This window comes from Rhodococcus sp. AQ5-07, from assembly GCF_009707305.1.
GTDB classification, from domain to species: Bacteria; Actinomycetota; Actinomycetes; order Mycobacteriales; family Mycobacteriaceae; genus Rhodococcus_F; species Rhodococcus_F erythropolis.
In genome coordinates, this window is the sequence record NZ_CP046099.1 from 1,458,849 (window position 1) to 1,481,422 (window position 22,574).

The 22,574-nt window shown below is 62.7% G+C and carries 22 protein-coding genes; 11 read left to right on the forward strand and 11 right to left on the reverse strand.

The genetic code is table 11. The annotated features are described in order from the left end of the window. The first annotated feature begins 42 nt into the window (after positions 1-42). On the forward strand, positions 43-1,032 hold the full coding sequence (locus GJB56_RS06945) for a malate dehydrogenase (protein ID WP_019748312.1): 990 nt from the start codon (positions 43-45) through the stop codon (positions 1,030-1,032). A gap of 33 nt (positions 1,033-1,065) precedes the next feature. Here the strand turns inward: GJB56_RS06945 and GJB56_RS06950 are convergent, their stop codons facing one another. Continuing rightward, on the reverse strand, positions 1,066-2,358 hold the full coding sequence (locus tag GJB56_RS06950; RefSeq protein WP_113683591.1) for a hypothetical protein: 1,293 nt from the start codon (positions 2,356-2,358) through the stop codon (positions 1,066-1,068). Further along, positions 2,355-2,684, reverse strand: a complete 330-nt coding sequence (locus GJB56_RS06955; protein WP_378666465.1) for a type VII secretion target — start codon at positions 2,682-2,684, stop codon at positions 2,355-2,357. The genes GJB56_RS06950 and GJB56_RS06955 overlap by 4 nt, the downstream gene beginning before the upstream one ends. Before the next feature lie 173 nt (positions 2,685-2,857). Between GJB56_RS06955 and otsB the strand changes: the two genes are divergently transcribed. After that, entirely contained in the window at positions 2,858-3,646 is a 789-nt protein-coding gene (gene otsB, locus GJB56_RS06960) for a trehalose-phosphatase (protein ID WP_019748315.1), read from the forward strand. A 9-nt stretch (positions 3,647-3,655) separates the two neighbouring features. Here otsB and GJB56_RS06965 read toward each other — a convergent pair whose 3' ends face one another. From GJB56_RS06965 to GJB56_RS31600, 5 genes are all read right to left on the reverse strand, one after another. Then, a complete protein-coding gene (locus GJB56_RS06965) occupies positions 3,656-4,456 on the reverse strand; it encodes an alpha/beta fold hydrolase (RefSeq protein WP_113683593.1) in 801 nt (266 codons plus the stop codon). 133 nt (positions 4,457-4,589) lie between these two features. Continuing rightward, complete coding sequence (locus tag GJB56_RS06970) at positions 4,590-5,381, reverse strand: ABC transporter permease (protein WP_019748317.1); 792 nt, start codon at positions 5,379-5,381, stop codon at positions 4,590-4,592. After that, entirely contained in the window at positions 5,381-6,355 is a 975-nt protein-coding gene (locus GJB56_RS06975) for an ABC transporter ATP-binding protein (RefSeq protein ID WP_021332944.1), read from the reverse strand. The genes GJB56_RS06970 and GJB56_RS06975 overlap by 1 nt, the downstream gene beginning before the upstream one ends. An 80-nt stretch (positions 6,356-6,435) precedes the next feature. Then, positions 6,436-7,491 (reverse strand): serine/threonine protein phosphatase, encoded by a 1,056-nt coding sequence (locus GJB56_RS06980; protein ID WP_113683594.1) that lies wholly within the window; start codon positions 7,489-7,491, stop codon positions 6,436-6,438. Further along, entirely contained in the window at positions 7,488-7,991 is a 504-nt protein-coding gene (locus GJB56_RS31600; RefSeq protein WP_230091149.1) for a hypothetical protein, read from the reverse strand. Before GJB56_RS31600 ends, GJB56_RS06980 begins: the two co-directional genes overlap by 4 nt. 158 nt (positions 7,992-8,149) lie before the next feature. On the opposite strand from GJB56_RS31600, the gene GJB56_RS06990 reads away from it, so the two are divergent. From GJB56_RS06990 to GJB56_RS07000, 3 genes are read left to right on the forward strand one after another with little or no spacing between them, the layout of a single operon-like run. Next, positions 8,150-8,770, forward strand: a complete 621-nt coding sequence (locus tag GJB56_RS06990) for a TetR/AcrR family transcriptional regulator (protein WP_020969546.1) — start codon at positions 8,150-8,152, stop codon at positions 8,768-8,770. After that, positions 8,770-10,533 (forward strand): 3-oxosteroid 1-dehydrogenase, encoded by a 1,764-nt coding sequence (gene kstD / locus GJB56_RS06995; protein WP_113683595.1) that lies wholly within the window; start codon positions 8,770-8,772, stop codon positions 10,531-10,533. Before GJB56_RS06990 ends, kstD begins: the two co-directional genes overlap by 1 nt. A gap of 15 nt (positions 10,534-10,548) precedes the next feature. Beyond that, positions 10,549-12,231: an ATP-binding cassette domain-containing protein gene (locus tag GJB56_RS07000; RefSeq protein ID WP_113683596.1), complete on the forward strand. Its 1,683-nt coding sequence runs from the start codon at positions 10,549-10,551 to the stop codon at positions 12,229-12,231. Positions 12,232-12,248: 17 nt separating this feature from the next. On the opposite strand, the gene GJB56_RS07005 is transcribed toward GJB56_RS07000, so the two are convergent. Further along, positions 12,249-12,896 carry a hypothetical protein gene (locus tag GJB56_RS07005; protein ID WP_030245609.1) on the reverse strand — a complete coding sequence of 216 codons (648 nt, stop codon included), beginning with the start codon at positions 12,894-12,896 and terminating at the stop codon, positions 12,249-12,251. A 439-nt stretch (positions 12,897-13,335) separates the two neighbouring features. Between GJB56_RS07005 and GJB56_RS07010 the strand changes: the two genes are divergently transcribed. After that, positions 13,336-13,890: a LysM peptidoglycan-binding domain-containing protein gene (locus GJB56_RS07010; protein WP_019748325.1), complete on the forward strand. Its 555-nt coding sequence runs from the start codon at positions 13,336-13,338 to the stop codon at positions 13,888-13,890. Between the two features lie 12 nt (positions 13,891-13,902). Here the strand turns inward: GJB56_RS07010 and GJB56_RS07015 are convergent, their stop codons facing one another. Next, complete coding sequence (locus GJB56_RS07015) at positions 13,903-14,634, reverse strand: TetR/AcrR family transcriptional regulator (protein ID WP_113683597.1); 732 nt, start codon at positions 14,632-14,634, stop codon at positions 13,903-13,905. 197 nt (positions 14,635-14,831) lie between these two features. On the opposite strand from GJB56_RS07015, the gene GJB56_RS07020 reads away from it, so the two are divergent. The 5 genes from GJB56_RS07020 (at position 14,832) to GJB56_RS07040 (ending at position 20,381) form a co-directional block, all read left to right on the forward strand. After that, entirely contained in the window at positions 14,832-16,391 is a 1,560-nt protein-coding gene (locus tag GJB56_RS07020; RefSeq protein ID WP_113683598.1) for an amino acid permease, read from the forward strand. A gap of 2 nt (positions 16,392-16,393) precedes the next feature. Beyond that, positions 16,394-17,227 carry an urea amidolyase associated protein UAAP1 gene (locus tag GJB56_RS07025; protein WP_113683599.1) on the forward strand — a complete coding sequence of 278 codons (834 nt, stop codon included), beginning with the start codon at positions 16,394-16,396 and terminating at the stop codon, positions 17,225-17,227. Next, positions 17,224-17,877, forward strand: a complete 654-nt coding sequence (locus GJB56_RS07030; protein ID WP_113683600.1) for an urea amidolyase associated protein UAAP2 — start codon at positions 17,224-17,226, stop codon at positions 17,875-17,877. Before GJB56_RS07025 ends, GJB56_RS07030 begins: the two co-directional genes overlap by 4 nt. After that, on the forward strand, positions 17,874-19,856 hold the full coding sequence (locus tag GJB56_RS07035; protein WP_113683601.1) for a 5-oxoprolinase/urea amidolyase family protein: 1,983 nt from the start codon (positions 17,874-17,876) through the stop codon (positions 19,854-19,856). Before GJB56_RS07030 ends, GJB56_RS07035 begins: the two co-directional genes overlap by 4 nt. Positions 19,857-20,015: 159 nt before the next feature. Then, positions 20,016-20,381 carry an AraC family ligand binding domain-containing protein gene (locus GJB56_RS07040; RefSeq protein ID WP_113683602.1) on the forward strand — a complete coding sequence of 122 codons (366 nt, stop codon included), beginning with the start codon at positions 20,016-20,018 and terminating at the stop codon, positions 20,379-20,381. Here GJB56_RS07040 and GJB56_RS07045 read toward each other — a convergent pair. Next, positions 20,359-21,141, reverse strand: a complete 783-nt coding sequence (locus GJB56_RS07045; RefSeq protein WP_113683603.1) for a Fic/DOC family protein — start codon at positions 21,139-21,141, stop codon at positions 20,359-20,361. The two genes, GJB56_RS07040 and GJB56_RS07045, sit on opposite strands and share 23 nt — an antisense overlap. Next, a complete protein-coding gene (locus tag GJB56_RS07050; RefSeq protein WP_230091150.1) occupies positions 21,138-22,571 on the reverse strand; it encodes a putative nucleotidyltransferase substrate binding domain-containing protein in 1,434 nt (477 codons plus the stop codon). Before GJB56_RS07050 ends, GJB56_RS07045 begins: the two co-directional genes overlap by 4 nt. Positions 22,572-22,574: the final 3 nt, after the last annotated feature.

Below are 22,574 nucleotides of genomic sequence, written 5' to 3' on the forward strand. Positions count from 1 at the left end.
GTAGAACGGACAGTCGTGAAAACGGCAGGTGAGGAGTCGGCAATGAGTATTGCGCCCGTAACCGTCACGGTGACCGGAGCGTCGGGTCAGATCGCCTACGGCATGCTTTTCCGCATAGCTGCGGGGGAGATGCTCGGCGCTGACGTACCGATCAAACTTCGACTGCTCGAGATTCCCGCCGCCGTGTCCGCTGCCGAAGGCGTCGCGATGGAGCTCGAAGACGGCGCATTTCCCTTGCTGAGCTCCATCGACATCACCGACGATCCCGATGTCGCCTTCTCCGGCGCGAACGTCGGGATGCTGGTCGGTGCACGTCCGCGGAGCAAGGGGATGGAGCGCGCCGACTTGCTGAGCGCGAACGGCGCTATTTTCACAGCGCATGGGAAGGCGATCAACAACAACGCAGCCTCGGACGTCAAGGTGCTGGTCGTCGGAAACCCGGCCAACACCAACGCTCTCATCGCGATGAACAACGCGCCGGATGTACCCGATACTCGGTTCAGTGCGCTGACGCGCCTCGACCACAACCGAGCGATTGCGCAGGTGGTGAAGAAGACCGGCGTTCGTGCGTCGTCGGTGCGCAAGGTGTCCGTCTGGGGAAACCATTCGGCGACGCAGTACCCGGACCTGTCCCACGCGACCGTCGCGGGTGAGCCTGCGCTCGCGGTGATCAACGACCGAGACTGGGTGGAGAACGATTTCATCCCGACTGTGCAGGTACGAGGCACCGCCATCATTGCTGCGCGTGGATCGTCCTCTGCGGCAAGTGCGGCCAGCGCGTCGATCGACCACGTCCGTGACTGGGTGATCGGAACGGCCGAAGACGACTGGGTATCCATGGCCGTCTGTTCGGACGGTTCCTACGGGGTGCCAGAAGGATTGATCTCGTCCTTCCCGGTGACCTGTGCCGATGGTGAATTCGCTATCGTTCCGGATCTCGCGATCGACGACTTCTCACGCGAACGGATTGACCTGTCCGTCAGCGAATTGGAGCAGGAGCGTGCGGCGGTACGGGAGTTGGGCTTCGTTTGAGGTTGTAATGCCGCCCCGGCCGGGGAGTCCCGATCAGAGATCTCGGAACAGGTACTGATCGGGATTCTCGGCACCGAGCACGGGCGGTGACACCATCGGTAGATCGTCGACCATCGAGTTTTCGTCACCGGCGCTGACGAGATACCCCGGAGTCGTGCGTGACGACTCGTCGTCCCGCGTTCCGCGAGGACCGCCGCCCATCATGCCGCCCGGCGATATGCCGCTACTGCCGACCGCCGAAGATGGTGCACCCAGGCCGGGCGTTGCTACCGGAACCGGTTGAACTGCAGCAACTCCCGCTGCACCTCTCATCGTTCCACCGGTAGTGCCGCTTCCACCCACCCATGCTCCGCCGGAGCTCGCTGTCGCACTGGGCGACGGCGACCCGCCGGCTGCGAGTGACGTCGACGAATTGCCTGCGCCCCACAGCTTGTCGACGCCGGTCGGAAGTCCGGCGCCTGCCTGCGCTGCCGAGGTCCGAACGGCGTCGGCGCCTGAGTGGGTGGAGAACGGTGCGTCGCCGGCATCGGTCGATCCAGACAGCGGCGATCCAGACAGCGGCGATGCCGACACGGCTGATGCCGCCAGAGGTTGGGCGATCTGACGGGCGGCGTCGGCGAGCGCCTCCGGAGTGGCAAGGTTGGCGAGAGCCTCACCGATCGGTGGAGTCGGCACGGGGATCGACCCGGCAAGGGCGTTCATGGCAGCGGTGTGCCGGAGCATTTCCCCGCGAGTCTGTGTCACCGCCGCGACGGCTGCCTGCATGTGTTCGGCTGCGGAGGCAATCAGCATCGCCTGTCCTGGTGGTGTCCACGCGATCGGTGCAGCAGCTGCAACCGTGGTCGCGAAGGACTGCGCGATCGCCGCGAGATTCGCGTTGCCTCGCTGCACCGATTCCGCGGCGGCAGCAGCGGTTTTCGATATCGCGGTTCCGCGTTCGCTCAATTCTGCGCCGCTGTTCTGGGCGGATCGCGACAGTTCGGTCGCGGCTTCGCTGCCGGTGCTGTTCCAGGTCTGGCCCACCTCGGCGACCGCGCTTTGGGACAGTCCCATGGCTTGGTCGATGAGAGTGGACGCCTGGTTGAAGATGCCGACGGGATCGATGCCGGCAAAAGTGCCGGTGCCGAGGCTCTTCCCGAGTTCGATCAACGGCGCGAACAGATCTTCGATTCCGGGTAATGCCGGAACCGGTATGCCGGCGAGCATCGATTCGACCGTGTTGTTCGGCAATGCCGGGGCCGGAGCACCACCTTGAAGGAATTCGAGGACCGTCGTCGAGTCGTCTTCGGTGTTCATGCGATCGGTGTCGATGCGATCGCTGTTCACGCGATCGCGTCCGTCGATCCAGCGATGCCGGCCAGATCTGACGCGGTTGAAAGATCTGTGGTGTCGTAGGCCTGAGCGGCTGCACTCGCCGTTGCTGCGTTGCCGGCGTAGAAGGTCGCCAGTGCTGCAACATCTTTGGTGTGAGTTGCCTGGGCGCGCGCGAATGCCGCGAGAAACTCGATGCCGACAGGACCGACGGCTGGTGCGACTGCCGCGATGTTGGCGCCCAGATCGACGGCGGCGGCCTGCGCGATGTGTCCTGCAGCTTCGGCCGACGTCGAGCCGTACCTTCGGATGTCGTCAGTGACGACAGTCAATTCGCTCATCATTACCCCCCAGTTGGTAAGCGTCGTGAGAACTGTATCGGAGAGAAGCGGCGCCGGAGGGGAGTGGACACGGCTCACCCTGCGCTTTCCGGACAACCTGGACGAAGTGGCAGAGATTACATTCTGATCCGGTGTTGGTATTGCGGGTGCGATCGATTTGGCACACTCGAACCATGCGAACCGCTTCGGACGTCATCCTCCGACTCACGTCCGATCCAGCTCGCTGTGGACTGGTGATGGATTTCGACGGTGTGCTTGCACCTATCGTCGACGATCCGTCGGCCAGTGCGCTCCTGCCCGGTGCCGAGGAGGTGCTCGCGACTTTGTCGAGGCACTTCGGCGTGGTGGGCTTGCTCTCGGGACGGCCGGCGTCGTTCTTGCGAGAACGACTGAGTCTGGATTCGGTTGTTCTCATGGGTTCCTACGGCGTCGAGACCTGGACGGAGAACGGAATCGAAGTGCTTCCGGCCGTCGCTGCGTTCAGTGATGCCGTCGCCGAAGCAGAAGCCGAACTGCGTCGCCTGTTCGACTCTCAGTCAGTTCCTGGCATCCACGTCGAGAGCAAAGGCCTTGCGGTGGCTGTGCATTGGCGTCGGGCCGCGGATCGAGCGGTCGCGCAGCGCCTGGTGGAAGCAGCGACGACAGAAATCGCGAGCCGGACCGGGTTGCGGCGTGAGCCCGGCAAGTTGGTCGAAGAATTGCGTCCACCCGTTGAGGAGGACAAGGGGACAGGCCTCCTTCGCGCGATCGCCACCGCAGGCGTCGACGTCGTCGCGTACGCGGGCGACGACCGTGGTGACCTACCTGCCTTTGCTGCTGTCCTTGCCTCGGGTGGAGAAGCGTTGGTGGTCAAGGGCGATGACATTGCACCGGAAGTGGCTGCTGTCGACGGCGTCCAGTTCGACGGCCCGCCGGCATTCCTCGATTGGATGAAAGAGCTTGCCGCGCACCTGGAACGCTGACACGTGAGGTCAGTCTGCCAAGAACTCGACCAGCGCGCGGTTGACCTCTTCCGGATTGTCCTGTGTGCATTGATGTCCGACGCCGGTGATCACCACCCGGCGAGTCAGGTCCGGTAGTTGATCGCTCAGGGCGTCGTAGATTCGATCGAGTTGGCGCGGCATGTCGACCTCTCCCCGCATCAGGAGGGTCTCCTTTCGGGGTGCCGTATCCACCGGGCAGAGTGACGCGAACCCGCTTGTTCCCAGATCCAGCCAGGTCTGCCGTCCGGCGGCCAGCATGCAGTCTGCAACGTATCTGCGAGTTGCGGGATTTCGACTCGACCACCGGCCACTGTAAAAGGCAAAGGGACCCCACGGAATCCGTCGATACAAATGCGTGCCGATTTTGATCGCCGAGGCAGCGGCTCCACTCATTTCCCGGTGCTGGCCAGGGCTGCCGATCATGACGAGCTTGTCTACTCGATCCGTATGACGATGGGTGAACTCCTGCGCGATGTTTCCGCCGAACGAGTGTCCGACGATGCTTGCGCGATCGATTCCGAGCGAGTCGAGCATGACCTTCACGTCGTCGATCACAGTGTCGAGAGTGGCGCGGTGGCCTTCCTCGAGAATCGACAGCCCTTGACCGCGTAGGTCGGGCAGCACCAGGGAATAGGCGCCCGCGAGTTCCGCGACCTGGTTGTCGAACATTCGATGATCAACTCCGGCGCCATGCAGGAAGACCACGCATTTCCGATCGAGCGCCGGCGTGCGCCACACACGCATTTCGGTGCCCGGAGTGGAAATAGTCTGGGTTGTCAGAGTCTGCATCGCTGTCCGTTGCCTCAGTTCGTTGCCGAATCAGATAGAAGTGAGCCTATCCTAAGTTCTGTGAACCGCGGTTGTGGCAACAAGAAACTGGCCGCACCGGAACATCTCCGGTACGGCCAGTCTTGGTGTTAGGTCAGGCGTCGCGCTTGTTGACGACGGCGATGCTGATTCCGAAAACCACCAGCACAAATGCTGCGAAGTAGAACAGGCTTCCCCAAGGGCCCCAATGGAAATTGGTGCTCGAACCCGAAGAGAGGAAGTGGTCGGCGTTGGCGAACGGGAGGAACGGTGTGACGTTCCTACCGAAGGATCCGAACATGCCGAACAGGCTCTCGATGAGCAGCGGCCAGAGCAGGAGCAATGCAATAGCGCCGGCAGATTGCCGCAGGAGTGCTCCGACGGCGATGGCAAGGACAACGCAGAGGAAGGCGAAGATCGGTACGCCGTAGACGGCGCGCCAGGCATCAGCGTTGTCGAGTGCCAGATTGGTGGAACCTTCAGAGCCTGCAGCAGCTTTGGTGATGAATACCGCGCCGAGCATGAGAACGAAGGACAGCGCCGCGCCGAAGGCGCCGATCAGGCCGGCTTTGGCGATCAGGACCGAAGCCCGGCTCGGGATGGCCTGGAAGGTGGTGCGGATGATGCCGAAGCGGTATTCGCTGGTAATCGCGAGGGCCGCCATGATCATCAGGACCATGACGCCGAAGCCGGAAACTCCTAGTCCCGCTTCATTGAACGTGGGGAGGAACTTCTCGAAATCAGGAGTTCCTGATGCGGCTTCGTCGTTGTACGCCTGAATGCTCGAACTAGACGAACGCCCGATCATCCAGGCGACGCCCAACCCTAGGACGATGATTGTGATCGTGCACCACAGCGGCGACTTGGTCGTGGTGATCTTGATACGTTCTGCACTGAGAACAGCCATTACAGTGCACCTCCCATAGCATGCTGTGTGTTTGTGTGGTGGGCTCCGGCACCCGGATCGATACCGGATGCGTGGTATTGGACATCGTCTCCGGTCAACTTCATGAACGCGTCCTCGAGCGACCCCTGCACAGACGCCAACTCGTGCAACACGATTCCCTGCGAACCAGCCAGACCGCCGATCACATCAGTGGTCGAATCCACCACCACCAACACCGGCTCCGATCCTGAATGTTCCTCGCGGACAGTCAGTCCGTGGGCAGTCAATGCGGCATGGAGAGCGTCCAATTGTGGGCTGCGCACGCGCACCGTCGACTCCGACGAGCGATCCACGAACTCCGCGACCGTCGAATCCGAAATCAACCGTCCCCGACCGATCACCACCAACTGCTCCGCCGTCAATGCCATCTCCGAGAGAAGGTGACTCGACACCAGCACCGTGCGGCCCTCGGCGGCCAACCGCTGCATGAACTTACGAATCCAGACGATGCCCTCCGGATCGAGACCGTTGACCGGCTCGTCGAACAACAACACCTTCGGATCACCCAACAACGCACCCGCCAACCCGAGACGCTGCGACATACCGAGCGAGAACCCGCCGGCCTTCTTGCCCGCCACCTCGGACAATCCGACCAACCCGAGCACCTCGTCCACGCGGGACTTCGGGATCCCGTTCGAAGCGGCCATCCACTGCAGATGCGCCCGCGCACTGCGATTGGGGTGCACCCACTTCGCATCCAACAACGCGCCCACCGTCCGCAGCGGTGTCTTGAGCTCGCGGTACGGCTTGCCGTCGATCAACGCCGCACCCGACGTCGGCTGATCCAAACCCAGGATCATCCGCATCGTCGTCGACTTACCCGCACCGTTCGGGCCCAGAAAGCCCGTCACGATGCCCGGCTTGACCGTGAACGACAAATCGTCCACCGCTTTCGTCGGTCCGTAAACCTTGGTCAATCCCCTCAGTTCAATCATGATGAGAACTGTGCCCTACGGCGCTGACCAGCACATCGGTCCGGAGGATGACATGGACCCTGAGATGTGGAGACGGCAGTTCAGGGAAAACCCTGTCCTCGACCGGAAGTCGGAACTGCCGCGGCATGAGGGTAGGGCGCATCGAAGTCGCCGTCGAACAATCGCCAGTAGAAGTCGTTCATTCTCGCAGCGGCGGGCGCGTGCCGGGTCAAGATCGCGGCCACCTCCGGTGCCACATCACCTGGGACATGACCTGTGGCGCATCGTCGTACGTACTGGTTGCGGGCGACTGGTCCGCCGTGTTTCGGTCTCGGCACTCCGCAGACTTCGGTGACCAGCCAGTTGACCAGAAGCATGGCGGCGTAGTCGGCGTCATGGGTGGCATGGCGCCGGACGAAGTCATGTTCGGTAGTCGACAGGTCGAAGTGTTGGGATGTGGCCAGTCCGAAGTCGGTGAGGTAGATCCGCTCCATATCGGTGCGCATGTTGCCGAAATGGCCGTCCATGTGCAGCAACTGTCGATCGCGTAAGAACGCCACGATCTCCGAAAACTGTCGCTCGACTTCGGCAGCTTTGGCGGCCGGGTTGTCTTGCAGCCAATCCGAGATCGGGTGTGCGATGTACTCGCAGAACAGTACGAGGCTGCACGGCGCAGTGGCGAGTGCTTCGAGGCGGACCCGCGCTTCACTACTGGCGCAGGCGGTGGGAACGGAAGCGATGTCGGCGTGTTCGAGTGCAACCGGCGATCGACCGGGCAGCACCCGCCAGTGGTAAAGCATTGGGAACGACTGTGTTTCGCCGGCCAGAACGGCCTCTGTGACCATGACGTTCGCGGCCAGCTCTCGCCAGGCGTTGAAGCTCGGGCCCCCAATGCCGTACTGGCAGAACGTCGGCAAGTCGAAATGGTTGGAAGTAGAGCCCACGTCGGCGAGTTCCTGTTCGGTCAGTGGGATGCGTTTGGTGAAGACCGGAACGCTGTCGAACCTGTTTTCGCAGACACCGACGAGTCCTGCGGCGCCGCCCACGCCTACGCTCGAGACTCGAGCGGTGTCGACCAGTCGGGCCAGTTCGACATCGTTCCGGGAAGACAGGAATGCTGATCGTTTCCGGTGGCGGTCAATCCTGACGTCCGTCATTCCGCGACTGTGCCACAGGCTCGTCCGGCTTCGATTTCGCGGAGCCGTCTGTCGAAGTCACCGATTCTGGCGGTGTCCTCGTAGTAGTCCTCCTGCTCGACGATTCTTCCCCACTTGGTTCGAACGAGAAGCACTGTTCGATTTTGATAGATGACGGCGCCGTCCGGACCACGGGCTCGGTCGTCGAATCGGGCGAGCAGTGTCATGCGCCAGAGCGGACCACCGAAATACGCTTCGGTGACCGCGCCTTGAAGCCCCGCGTCGACAAATTCCTGGAGAAACGTCTCGATTTGGTCCCGTCCGGCATGCACTCCTGCCCACCGATGATCACCCTCGGCGAATCTGAGCACCGCGTGGTGGTGATAGGAATTCAACAGCGGCCGGTAATTGCCGGAATTGAGTGCACGTACGTCGCGTCGGAACTTGAAGATGAGTGCTTTGCGCAGAAGTGATCGCGAGACGATCGCCGTTCCGAAGCCCGCCGCGAACCATCGTTTCATCTTCGAAGCTTGTCGTGGCATCGAATGCCCTGTCAACGAAATGCCGAGGTCTGCTGATATCTGACAGAGAATTGGATATTGACAGTGACTGTCACAATAGGTGAGACTCGCATTATCGAGAATGGCCGGATCTCGGCCGAGGCGGGAGGACGTTGCTGATGTCACTACGGGAGAGACAACGGTTGCAGGTGCGAGCAGACATTCAACGTGCGGCATTCGATCTGTTCGCGCGTGACGGTTTCGAGGATGTGACCACCGAGCAGATTGCGGCAGCAGCGGGGGTGTCGGCGAGTACGTACTTCCGGCACGTTCGTAACAAAGAGGATCTGCTGTTGGACCCGGTCAGGCAGGGCGGTGCCGGGATCGTGACACTGCTCGAGGATCGCCCGGCATCTGAGTCGGCTGATCTTGCGATCTCGCGGGCAATCCTCGAGCGTTCCAATGCTTTCGAGTCCGCGGAGATCGATCAGTGGCGAGCAGCGTTCCGCACCGCGCCGCACCTGATGGATCGAGTCGCGCTGATCGCGCCCGAGCATCGTGATCGGTTGGTGGAGTTGGTGGCACAACGAATGCAACTCGATCCTGAAAATGACAGCCGACCAGGACTACTCGTTCACTTGATGTTGGCGGCGGCGGAGTTCGGCTATCGGCAATGGATACGTAACCCCCAGAAGCGTGGGGCATCACTTCCCGTGTGCGTCGAGGGGGCACTCGACGCGGTTCAGGGATCCCGGTGGCGCACGCAGGATGACGATGACATGAAAGGTCGTGACCAGTGATGAACGAGAACTCTCGAAACTCCGAGCTCTCGGTAGTGGATGTACCAGCGGTGGATGTGATCGTTGTGGGATCGGGGGCTGCCGGCATGTCCGCAGCCATCACTGCAGCCCGCAACGGACTCTCGACAATTCTCGTGGAGAAGTCGGAGTACTGGGGCGGTTCGTCGTCCCGGTCCGGGGGCGGAGTGTGGATTCCGGGAAACTCGATACTTCGCCGCGAGGCGCCGGCGGATGATATCGACTCTGCGCGAACATATCTGAAGAGCATTGTCGGAGAGGATGCAGACACCGACCGTATCGACACGTATATCGATCGAGGCCCGGAAGCCCTCGATTTCCTGATTCGGCACTCTGCACTCGAGCTCGAATGGGTGAAGGGTTACTCCGACTACTTTCCCGAGGCACCTGGCGGACTTGCAAGCGGCCGCTCGTGCGAGCCGCGCCCGTTCGACGCGCGAGCTCTGGGCGACGATCTCGCGACCCTTCATCCGCCGTACATGAAGGTGCCGCTCAACATGGTTGTCCAACAATCTGATTACCGTTGGCTGAGCACGGGGGTTCGGCATTGGCGGGGGCCGGTGCGAATGCTTCGGGTGGGAATGAGATCCCTGGTCGCAAAAGCTCGGAAGAAGAAGCTGATCGGGCTCGGGCCGGCGCTCATGGCGGAACTGATGCTCGGAGTTCGGGACGCCGGAGTGACGGTCGAGCTCGGAACGAGGCTTGTGGATTTGGTTGCCGACAATGATCGTGTCGTGGGTGCGCGACTCGAGTCCGGGGGAGTGCAGAGAACCATGCACGCTCGATGCGGTGTCATCCTCGCGTGCGGCGGGTTCGACAACAACGACGACATGCGAGGCGAGTATCAGCGCCGGCCGAGTAGTGCGCAGTGGACTCTCGGGGCACCGACCAATACCGGAGACGGTATCCGTGCAGCTCTACGCGTCGACGCGGCAATTTCGTACATGGACGACGCGTGGTGGGCCCCGTCGATTCCGCTACCCAAAGGCCCGTGGTTCGCCTTGGCGGAACGCTCGTTGCCTCGAAGCCTGATGGTCAACGCCAGCGGTCAGCGCTTCATGAACGAGTCGCTTCCCTACGTCGAAGCCGCGCACGCCATGTTCGGCGGAAAGTACGGCCGAGGTGAAGGACCCGCTGAAAACATCCCCGCTTGGCTGATCTTCGATCAGACGTACCGTGACCGTTATCTGTTCGCGGGAGTGCCGGCGCGCAGGCCGATACCTCGGTCGTGGATCGAATCGGGTGCGATCGTGCGAGCTGGATCGATTGCCGAACTCGCTGCCGAGATCGGAGTGCCGGGCGATGCGCTGTCCGCCACCATCACACGATTCAACAGTCACGCGCGCGACGGAGTCGATCGCGACTTCGGCCGTGGGACAAGCAGATACGACCACTACTACGGCGACTGCACCAACAAGCCCAACCCCAGCCTCGGAGAACTCACGAAGGGTCCGTTCTATGCCGCGAAGATGGTGCCCGGAGACCTGGGGACCAAAGGCGGCATCAACACGGACGCTCGCGCGCGAGCGTTGCGCGCCGACGGTTCGGTCATCGACGGGCTCTACGCAGCAGGTAATACCAGCTCGCCGGTCATGGGTCATACCTATGCCGGTCCAGGTGCAACTATCGGTCCCGCAATGGTTTTCGGATATCTGGCCGCGCTCGATGCGGTCGGACGATCCCATGACGGTCGTGAACTCGACACCGAAGGCAGGAATAATGGTTTGGCAGATCGCCGTGGGTAGGGTTCCCTTGAGAGCGTGACCCACCTCAACATCGCCGACGTCGACTACTTCCTTCCTGATGGTCGACAACTGCTCAGCGGTGTCAGCTTTCGGGTCGGAAACGGTGCAAAAACTGCACTGATCGGGCCCAACGGGACTGGTAAGACGACATTGCTTCGCATTGTCGCCGGAGACGCCGTCGCTGACGAGGGCGCTGTCACTCGATCCGGAACACTGGGCGTGATGCGGCAATTCGTCGGCCAGGTTCGCGACGAGTCCACCGTGCGCGATCTTCTGTTGTCCGTCTCTCCGGCGCGGATCCGGGATGCAGCACTGGCGCTCGATACGGCAGAAAACGCGATGATCGAGCGCGACGAGGAATCAACTCAAATGAAGTATTCGCACGCGCTGGCCGATTGGGCCGATGCGGGCGGCTACGAGACCGAAGACTTCTGGGACAAGGTCACTACCGCGGCTCTCGGTGTTCCTTATGACCGTGCGAAGTGGCGCGCGGCCAACTCGCTCAGCGGTGGCGAGCAGAAACGGTTGGTTCTCGAAGCACTGTTCGCTGGGCCCGACGACGCACTCCTGCTGGACGAGCCGGACAACTACCTCGATGTTCCGGGCAAACGATGGCTGGAAAAGACGATCTCGGAATCGTCGAAAGTGGTTTTGTTCGTCAGCCACGACCGCGAACTGATCGCCAACGCGGCCACCCACATCGTGACGCTCGAGCCTGGAATCAGCGGCGCAACGTCGTGGACCCACGGCGCTGGGCTGGCCAGCTACCACCAGGCCCGCGAGGATCGCAACGCTCGATTCGAAGAACTGCGTCGACGCTGGGACGAGGAGCACGCGAAACTGCGTGCCCTGGTTCTGCGATTGCGTGAAAAGGCCAAGTTCAACGACGGCGTCGCTGCGCGGTATCACGCCTCGCAAACCAGGTTGGCGAAGTTCGAGGAGGCAGGGCCACCCGAAGCGATTCCACTTCAGCAGAAGGTGACAGTTCGGCTGGCGGGCGGGCGAACCGCCAAGCGCGCGTTGGTATGTCAGGATCTCGAGCTGACCGGATTGATGAAGCCTTTCGACACCGAGATCTGGTACGGAGATCGGGTTGCCGTGCTGGGCTCCAATGGATCCGGGAAGTCACATTTCCTTCGTCTCTTGGCGGGTGGTGGGACCGATCCGGGGACCGAGCATCTGCCCGTCGAGGCGCTCGACATCGCGCCGGTCGAGCACGGGGGTACTGCGACGCTGGGTGCCCGGGTACGTCCCGGATTGTTTGCGCAGACCCATTCCAGGCCTGATCTGACCGGGAACACGCTGCTCGAGATCCTGCACATGGGCGACGAACACCGAAACGGAATGGGGCGTGAAGCGGCGAGCCGCGCGCTCGACCGTTACGGATTGTCCCAAGCAGCCGAACAGAAGTACGACGACCTGTCCGGCGGACAGCAGGCGCGCCTGCAGATTCTGCTCCTCGAGCTTTCCGGCGCCACGATGTTGCTGCTCGACGAGCCGACAGACAACCTCGACCTTCATTCGGCTGACGCGCTCGAACAGGGCATCGCACAGTTTGCCGGCACCGTCATCTCGGTAACCCACGATCGTTGGTTCGCGCGCGGGTTCGACAGGTTCCTCGTCTTCGGATCGGACGGGAACGTGTACGAGAGCGAGTCTCCGGTGTGGGACGAGGCCAGGGTCGAACGAGCGCGCTGAGATCGAGTAGCCGCTTGCTATCTGGGGAGTGGCGGCAACTCGTTGATCATCGCGCGCAGGAGGCCCGGATCGCTGCGATCCGATCGAGGTGGGGGACAGCGCGAAAGATCGAGCAGTGTCGGGAAGCCCCACAGAACGCGACCTGGATCCACCCTGTCCACCGCCGAGTACCAGTGGGTGAGCGGCTCGGCGAGCGCCGCGTGAAGCTCGAAATGCCGTCGTCGGCGGCTGGGGTCTCCTTCGCGCTGCAGTCGAAGTTGCTTCGGTGACGGTATCGAGATGACGGTCAGATCCGCGAGACCCAGTTCGAGGCGCGTAAAAGCCGTCTCGACTGCCTCGAGCTCGTACTCGAATCGCTCCCTAGGTGCTGCGCCCACCGCGGCGAGACACCAGCTGTAGTGCAGTTTCAGCGGGTCGCTGTCGCAGAGCGCGATCCCGGTTCTCGATTCGAGTTCTTCCGCTTGCGACCATCGCTTCGAATTGACCGTTGCCCAGTAACTTGCCTGGACGTCGAGATCCGTGCCGTCCGGCTCGCGCCCCGTGGGCTGATACTCGGCGACGAATCCTTCCGCTGCGGTTTGTCCACCGAGTTGGGTTCGGCACCAGGTGGTCTTGCCGGCGGCGCTGGGTCCTTCTACTGCGACGATCACCAGTTCATTCTCCATAATGATTGGGGCGGTTGGTTTTTGCTCGTTGCCAGGACTCTCTTAACATTTGAATGGGGCTGTTTTGCGTTCCGACACGCCCGTTTCGGTGCGGTGGGTCACAAAATCGCAGTGACGGTTGCCACATAACGGACGGATAACGATCGGTATGGTTGAAGTTCGAATCAACTAGTTGACCTGTGGTTATTTCTTGAATCTCGACTGAATCTGGTACGGCAGTGCCGGAAAACTGCCCCGTGACCAATCCGTGACCATCGCCTACGGTCGTTGACAGCCCGAAACAACCGGGCAAACACCGACCCGCAACTGCGTGCTTCTGCCCCGCGGGTCCGGTACTCCCGAAACCTTCGCGGGGCAGGAGTGAAACAGGCGAGTCGATCGACGAGACGTGAAAGCGTCCGGGCCGACCTCGTCCGCGGTAGCGGAGAGGATTTACCCAATGACCAGCATCACCTTCAAGCGCGCCCTCGGCGCAGTTGCAACCGCAGGCGCAGTCGTCGCAATCCCGCTCGCCATGAGCACCGGCACCGCTTCGGCAGCCGGCCACGACTGGTCCGGAGTCGCAAACTGCGAGTCCTCCGGTAACTGGGCCGCCAACACCGGAAACGGCTTCTACGGCGGACTGCAGTTCACGCAGAGCACCTGGAACGCATTCGGTGGATCGGGCAACGCTGCCAACGCCAGCCAGTCTGAGCAGATCCGTGTCGCCGAGAACGTTCTCGCAGGCCAGGGCGTCGGCGCATGGCCCGTCTGCGGTCAGTACCTGACCACCGGCACCACCGCAGGCAACTACGAGGCCGCAGCAGCCCCCGTCACCGCTGAGGCTTCCGTCGAGTCGGCTCCGGCAGCAAGCACCGGAAGCGGCAACTACGTGGTCAAGGCAGGCGACACCCTGTCGAAGATCGCTGCTGCACACGGCATCTCGCTCGAGAACCTCGCCAGCCAGGTCCCGAACATCAACCTGATCTTCCCGGGACAGTCCCTCTCGGTCTAGTCTCGTGGCCGTTTAGGTCCTCATTGCGTCGAAATTGTCCGGAGCTGATGCAGCCCCGGACAATTTCGACGTTTCTGCGTTCGCAATGAGCTCTGCTGCTTCCGTGTGGATGGGATCAAGATCCTGGCGCCACCCCAGAATGTGCAGTGCCGACCCGGCGATGACGGCGGAGTCGGGGATCGGGGTGCCTTCGAGTGCGTCGGCTCGCGCGCTGATCACGCTTTCCACCAGGCGAAACGGAAGCTCGGCCAGGTGAGTTGATGCTGGATCGTCAATCGCGTCGAGCACTGCCTGGGCGAGGGCCCGGTATTGCTCGCGAAGCCGATCGCGATCGGCTCGGAACGACATGAACCTGTCGCTTCTCAGTTCCGGCAAGAGATAGAGGACGCCGAGGTTCCACCGTCCGGTGATCAGTTGGGCCGCGTCGATGTACGAAAGCGCGTACAGCTTCACCTCGGGTGAGGTGCCGAGTGGCCTGAGATTCTCCGCGAAGTCCAGCGCCGGAGTCACGGTGTCGGCGAGCAGTGCAACCAGGATGTCGTCCTTGGTGGCGAAATGGTTGTACAGCGACGCCTGACGCATTCCGACTGCTTCGGCGATGTGGCGTGTCGACGTCGCGGCGAAGCCTCGGGTGGTGAACAGTTCAGCGGCTGCATCCAAGATCTCCGCCCGGGCAGTCCCACCCGGGCGTCGGCGAGCGGTCAGGCGGGGTCGTCCGGGGCCGGCGTTGGTCACGCCTTCCATAGTGGCAGGCTCTGGCCTTACATGCGGGGTGGCCGTCGCTGTGAGCATTCGGTCACGTGCTCGAAACGTACTCAACGAGCCTGTTACAGAATCAGGCGAATCGTATACGCGGGCGTCACCTGCGGCGAGTGGATTTCGCGAAAACTATCAATCGACAGTTATTCGCCTCTGAATCGCTTCGCCGAAGGAGTACGCCGTTGAGTGCAACCACCCCGGCTGCGCAGCCCACCACCGCATCCGCACTCGCCTCTTCGCCTCACGACGACGGTGACCTCGCGGAGTTCGGCTACGAGCAGCAGCTGCATCGATCGCTGGGAAAGTTCGCGTCGTTCGCCGCGGGCTTCTCCTTCGTTTCCATCCTGACCACGATCTTCCAATTGTTCGGCCTCGGTTTCGGTTTCGCGGGTCCGGCGTTCTTCTGGACCTGGCCCGGCGTCTTCATCGGTCAGTTCATGGTTGCTCTCAACTTCGCGGAACTTGCTGCCAGATATCCGATTTCGGGCGCCATCTACCAGTGGTCGCGGCGGATGGGTGGTGAAATCGTCGGCTGGTTCGCGGGTTGGTTCATGATTCTCGCTCAGATCGTCACCGCGTCGGCCGCCGCGATCGCCTTGCAGGTCGTGCTCCCGAATGTGTGGAGCGGGTTCCAGATCATCGGTGAGGACAGTGCACTCACCTCCTCGAGCGGTGCTGCCAATGCCGTGCTGCTCGGATCGGTACTTCTGGTTCTGACCACCTTCATCAACTGCATCGGCGTCAACTGGATGTCGCGTATCAACAACATCGGCGTGACCTGCGAAATCGTCGGTGTCATCGCGGTGATCGGGATGTTCTTCACCCACGCTCAGCGCGGACCGGACGTCGTCTTCGACACCGGCAGTGCCGGCGGTCAGCCCGGATACGCCTGGGCGTGGATCATGTCCGGACTGATGGCTGCCTACGTCATGGTCGGCTTCGGTTCGGCAGGCGAACTGGCCGAGGAGACCCGCAACCCCCGACGCGTCGCACCTCGTACGATCCGCCTTGCACTCTCCGCTTCCGCACTCGGCGGCGGCTTGATGATCCTCGGCGCGTTGATGGCAGCGCCCTCACTCACCGACGGACGCCTGGCCACGGAAGGTTTGCCGTACGTACTGACCTCCATTCTGAGTTCGCCGTGGGGCACGGTCTTGTTGATCGACGTCTCGATCGCAGTGTTCGTGTGCACCTTGGCCATTCAGACTGCTGCTTCACGGCTGATGTTCTCCATGGCCCGCGACGGGCGGCTTCCTGCCTCGCAGGTACTGGCAAAGGTCAACCCCCGCACCGGAACACCTATCGCGCCGTCCGTCCTCATCGGTCTGGTCTGCATTGCCGTCCTGGCCGTCAACGTAGGCAACTCGGCAATTTTCGCAACCCTGTCCAGCGTATGCATCATCTTGATCTACTTGGCCTACCTCATGGTGACGGTGCCGCTGCTGGTTCAGCGTCTCAAGGGATGGCCTCGCACGGCAGTCGGCCCCAAGTTCGACGCCGAAGGCAAAAAGCTTTTCTCCCTGGGCATCTGGGGAGTTCCGGTCAACATCGCCGCGGTTGTGTACGGCGCGCTGATGGTGATCAACCTGTCCTGGCCACGAGCCGAGATCTTCAACCCCACGGGGGAGTACCCCATTCTGCAGTGGGCCGCGCCCATCACGATAGCGCTGGTCGTGGGGCTGGGAGTCGCTTGCTTCCCACGTGGCCGCGCCACCCCGAATCCCGTCACGATCGGAGCCTGACCATGAGTACTCAGACCACCGCCGGAGCGCGCGAGCATGCCCGGTCCCAGGCCGGAACAATCACAGACTCCATGCCGGTGTTGCCGGCCACCCGCTGGCCGAACCCGCCCGACGACGTCGCTCCCGAACGTCTGACCTGGGCTGAAACAGTGCCGGGTGGGCGATACACGACCAAGGTTCTCGCCCGTGGAACCCGATTGCGACTTCGCGACATCGTCGGCAGCGCCTGTGCAAACATCTTGCTCTACCGCGCCGACGCCCCCTGGGAGCGTCTCAACGTCGCCGATACCGTCAAGGTGCCATGGCAGGCCTATCTCGGTGTCGGGCACCCGTTGCTCTCCGATCAGGGGCGAGTACTCGCGACGGTGGTCGCCGACACGTCGGGTCACCACGACGCGTTCTGCGGAACGACGTCACGCGCTACCAACGAGGCGAAGTACGGGCAGGGTTCGCTGCACAGTGCCTCACCCGCCGGTCGTGAACTGTTCACCGTCGCTGCCGCGAAGAACGGACTCGGGCCGCAGGACATTGCGCCGCCGTTGTCCCTCTTCCATGGTGTCCGCGTCGAGGCGGACGGCGCTCTCACCAGTACGGGTTCCGCCGGCGCCGGCGCGACGGTCGACCTTCTGATCCACCTGCCGGTCATCGTGATGATCGCCAACACCGCGCACCCACTCGATCCGGCGCTGGAGTTTCCCACCACGTCCCTCGAAGTGCTCGCGTGGAACGCGGCCGACGAACTCTGCAGCCTTGACGATCTCGGGCCGGAATACCAACGCGCAGTGCTCAATACCGAAGACGCCTGGACGGCTTCGAACCTGGAGGAGATCGCATGACCACCACCTTGGATGTCCCCGCCCTCGTTCCCGGAACGGTGATCCTCGACGAGATTACTGAAGCCTTCGGGCCGTGGTCCGCAGTTGTACGCGCCGGCGACGTCCTGACCATCGTCGATCTGCACGGAAATCAAGCCGTCGACACACTCGTCTACGCCAGTGACGATCACAGCGTTCGGTACTCGGCAGCAGCGACGGTCACAGCGCAGCAGAATCTGTTTCTGACCACAGGATCCGTGCTCCGCAGTGACGACGGAACTCCACTCATGACCCTGGTCGCGGACGAGGTCGGAAACCACGACACCGTCGGCGGAGCGTGCTCACAGGAATCGAACACCCTGCGATACGGCCACCACACCAAGCATCAGCACGCGTGCGTCGAGAACTTCCTCGTCGAGGGCGCCAAATGGGGGCTCGGTAAGCGGGACCTGGTGTCCAACATCAACTTCTTCATGAACGTCCCGGTCGACCCCGACGGCACACTCGGAATCGTCGACGGACTGTCTGCGCCAGGCAAGCGGCTCGCGTTGCGTGCCGAACGCGACGCGCTTGTCCTCGTGTCCAACTGCCCGCAGATCAACAACCCGTGCAACGGCTTCGATCCGACGGCCGTCCGCATGATCGTCACACGGCCGGAGGCAGACGAATGAACGCAAAACTGACCATCGTGCGTCCCGGAATGTTGACGACGGTTCAGGACTATCCAGGGCGCGTCGGGTACTGGCAGATCGGTGTCCCACCGTCGGGCCCGATGGACGACCTGTCGTTTCGGTTGGGAAACACCGCACTCGGAAATCCCGAAGGCGCACCCGGCATCGAATGCGCGATGGCCGGACCTGCGATGACGTTCGACGAGGACACCACGGTGTGCGTCACGGGCGCTCCGGTGTCTGTGACCGTCGACGGCATCGCCCACGGTCAGTGGCGTCCTGTTTTCGTCCCCGCTGGAGCGGTGCTCGACGTCGGGACGCTCAGCGGCCCAGGACTGCGCATCTACGTACTCGTACAGGGCGGAATCGAGACCGACGACTATCTCGGCAGTGCGTCGACCTTCACCCTGGGCAGGTTCGGTGGACACGAAGGTAGGACTTTGCGGGCGGGGGACGTTCTCAAACTTGGACAGGCGACCGGCGCAGCGGGAGGTGTTCCCGCCGAGCATGTTCCGGCGATACACACGTGCTGGGAACTTGCGGTGACCGAGGGCCCGCACGGGGCGCCGGAGTTCTTCACCCGCTCCGACATCGACACGCTGTACGCGACCGAGTACGAGGTCCACTTCAACTCCGACCGCACCGGAGTCCGGTTGATCGGTCCGAAACCTGACTGGGCCAGAACCACCGGCGGCGAAGCGGGACTTCACCCTTCGAACATCCACGACAACGCGTATTCGATCGGTGCACTCGACTTCACCGGCGACACGCCCATCCTCCTCGGACCCGACGGACCGAGCCTCGGCGGCTTCGTCTGCCCGATCACGGTGGTGTCTGCTGATCGCTGGAAGCTTGGACAGTTGGCTCCCGGGAACAAGATTCGCTTAGTGCCGGTCCGCGCCGACCGGGCAGCCTCCCGCCGTGACCTCGGAGTATCGCGTCGAGCGTCCAATTCGGTTGTGCATTCCTCCGGTGGTGACGGCGACGACGGCGTCATAGCCCGCCGTGACGGCGACACCGCGGTCACGTACCGGCGCTCAGGCGATGACAATGTGTTGGTCGAATACGGCGACATGAATCTCGACCTGGCGTTACGTGCGCGTGCACATGCACTGCATCAGCGACTCGAAGCCGAGAAGCCGGCCGGACTACTCGATCTCACCCCGGGAATCCGTAGCCTGCAGGTCCGCGTCGACCCAGACGTGCTGCCTGTCGGCAAACTGATGGGAATGCTCGCCGAGGCGGAGGACACCTTGCCTGCGGCCAACGAACTCGTTGTGCCCAGTCGCACTGTGCGGATGCCACTGTCGTGGGACGACCCGGCTACGCGCGAAGCGATCCAGCGGTACATGCACGGAGTGCGCGCGGACGCGCCGTGGTGCCCGTGGAACATCGAGTTCATCCGCCGGATGAACGGTCTCGAATCCGTGAACGACGTGTTCGACACCGTTTTCGGCGCCGAATACATGGTGCTCGGACTCGGCGACGTCTACCTCGGAGCTCCGGTCGCGACGCCGCTCGACCCACGTCATCGCCTTGTCACGACCAAGTACAACCCCGCCCGCACCTGGACCCCCGAAAACGCCGTCGGGATCGGTGGGGCTTACCTCTGCATCTACGGCATGGAAGGCCCAGGTGGGTACCAGTTCGTCGGGCGTACGACGCAGGTGTGGAATCACCGCCACCCCGCGAAGTCGGGCCCGTTCGAGGAGGGCACTCCGTGGTTGCTGCGATTCTTCGACCGGATCTCCTGGTACCCCGTCGAGCCGGAAGAGCTGATGGATCTGCGCGCGGACACCGCCGCCGGCCGCGGCGGGGGAGTCGAGATCGAGGACGGCAGCTTCTCGCTGGCCGAGCATCAGGAGTTTCTCGCGTCGAACTCGCACTCGATCGAGGAGTTCCGCGCGATGCAGTCCGTCGCATTCGGAGCCGAGCGTCAGCGCTGGTCCGACGCAGGAGAGTTCGCGCTACCCGGTTGATGGTCGAGTGAGCACAGTCGTCTTAGAGTGAGCACCGCTTCCAGAGTGTCGGAAGCGGTGCTCACTCAGCAGTAACGGTGTTCAGTCCGCGGTGGTTGTCATCATTGGTCATTCATGGTTGGTCATTGTGGAGGTCGACGACGTGAGCGACACTCAGCCATGCGATTCGTGACTCTGCCCCAAGGAAGCCTGGACGCCGACGAGTACGGCAGCCGGAACATCACCATGATGCAGCTCGCCCGTTCGGCGGACGGTGGAGAATTCAGGAGTCACTTCGCGTGGTGTCGGCCGAACAGCCTGTTGGGGAAGCACTCTGCGAACCTCTGGCAGCTGTACGTCGTCGTGGACGGCTCGGGCTGGGTAGCCGAAGACGACGGTCGACGGGTCTCGATGGCGTCAGGCGAGGCAGTGTTGTGGAGCCCTGGCGAGATCCACGAGTCCGGTTCGGATGACGGGATGCTTGTGGTGATAGTGCAAAGCGGCGCTCCGTTCACCGGGCTCGTCAGCGAGTCAGCGCGCGATTGAACAGATCGATGAACGGGCGAGGCGACGGGGTCCCGGTGGGCCGGAAAGGCGCAGAATCCCTGGACGCGGATACCCACTCGGTTCTGCTCACCCGCGACAAGTCGAGCTGATATCGGGTGTCGGCGGCGAGTCGGTGCAGGAAGAGAGTTCCGGTTCGCCCGTTTCCTTCCCGAAACGGGTGGGCATGATTGAGCGTCGAGTACACCGATGCGAGCGCGAACGACGCAGCTCCGTGATCGAGCGCTACCCAATCGACGGCGGCGATGATCTCTTCCACCTCGGACAGGTAGTGCCGAATCGCCGAGACCGGAGCAAATGTTGCCGCACCTTTCCTGATGTCGACGGTTCTGATGTGTCCGGCCCACTGGTACAGATCTTGGAAAACGTGCTGGTGAAGTAGGAGAAGTTCGGCTGTGTCTCGCGTGTGCGGTACGAGGTCGCCGCCGAGATGCGCCTCACCCAGACGAAGCGCGGTCGCCGCGAACTCGAGTGATTGCAGTGCGGCGGGATCTCGCACGTCGAAATTGTTCTCGAGCACCGATGTACCGCGATAGACGTACGGCGCTGATCTTCGCCAGCGGATCCGCGGGGGAATTGCTGACGACAGGCCGACGGCTCGCGCTAATTCCTGCTCGAAATACTCACGCCGAGAAAGCATCCCGATCATGACGGCCTCGAGTTCCGCGATCTGCTCGTTACTCGGATCCCAGCCTTCGAGGCGCTCCGCCGCCAGAACCTGTTCGAGCGCAGTGCGATTCACGGGTCGATGTCGGGTAGCGCCGACGCGGACGCGGCATATTCGAGTCGTCGTTGCACACCTGCGACCTCGCGCACTGCATTGCTCAGCAAGCTCCGCGAGAGCGGAGTGAGTTCGGAGATCACGACTTCGTCGGTCGGTGGCCGACCTGCCGCGAACTGATCGGTCTGGTGGCGGACACGAATCTGCTGCAACACCTCGAAAGATTCGATCAGTACCTGGGCGTCGTCGTCGAGTAGGAAACCGCTTCCCGCTGCAGCCTTGAGGCGTTCGAGTGTCGAACTCGTGCGGGCGCCCACGGAAATCCCCGCCCATCGAGCGATGTTCACGATCGGTTGGACGGCGCTGGCTTTGAGGTCGACGGTTCCGGTCCGACGCGTCATCACGTCCTTGAACGAATGGAGCTTTGCCTTGTCTCCGACCGCTTCGCGAAGGAGCAGTCGCATGACGGCCGGGTGCAGTCGCAGTTGATCCAACGCCGCAGGGCGAGGATCCAACGCCGGATCGCCTGCGACGACGCGGGCATCCGCCAGCATCGACAACATGACCAGGGCTTGGTCCTGGTACGGATTGGATACCCATTTCCGCAGCGCAGTGCGCCATTGTGGGAGCGTCCGAGCAAACCTGGCCTGGGTCGCGACGGCGTTCTTGGTGTCGCGAGGGAACCCGCAGAGATCGAGGATGTCGTGGATGGTCTTCGCGGCGTCGGCTCCCTCGTGATGAGATTCGCCGCCCCACACCAGCGCACTGTCGATATCCGAAGAGGGGAGCGCTTCACGCCTGGCGACGCTGCCGAGCGACAGCCACGCGAAATCCGGTCGCTCGTCTCCGCCCACCACCAATTCGATGGCTCGCCTGACCGTCACGTCGATCAGCACGGCCAGCGTCGCGCCGATGTCGAGCGGTGAGACCCGTGAGGCCACCAATTCCGTCACCAGAACAGGGACCGCGCGGGCTGTTTCGACGAGGTGGGCGTCGTCCTGTGCTGTGGCGAGCGCTGCGCGCAGTTCGAAACCCTGATTGGTGGCCGAAGTCAGGAGGTCGCTGAGTTCGAGCACACCCATCAGTGCGCCTGCCTCGGTCACGACCGGGAGATGGCGCAATCCGTACTCGAGCATGTCGGTCACGGCGTCGGCGCCCAATCGATCCGGATCGACTGTCACTGCTGACGGCGTCATCACTGTTGATACCGGCTGATTGCTGTCGATACCACCGACTACCACGCGAGCGCGTAGGTCACCTTCGGTGAAGATTCCGAAATCGCTTGTCTCCGTCGGGATCACAACAGCACGGCGGCCCGCATCGGTCATCAACTTCGCGGCCTCGCGGATGGTTGCCTGGCCGTCGCAGACAATTGCGGGCCCGCGCAACAGGTCTCGCACCCGGCGCATGGCGGGACTCTGGATGCCTTGCCCCGCCGAGTGCCCCGTCATGGG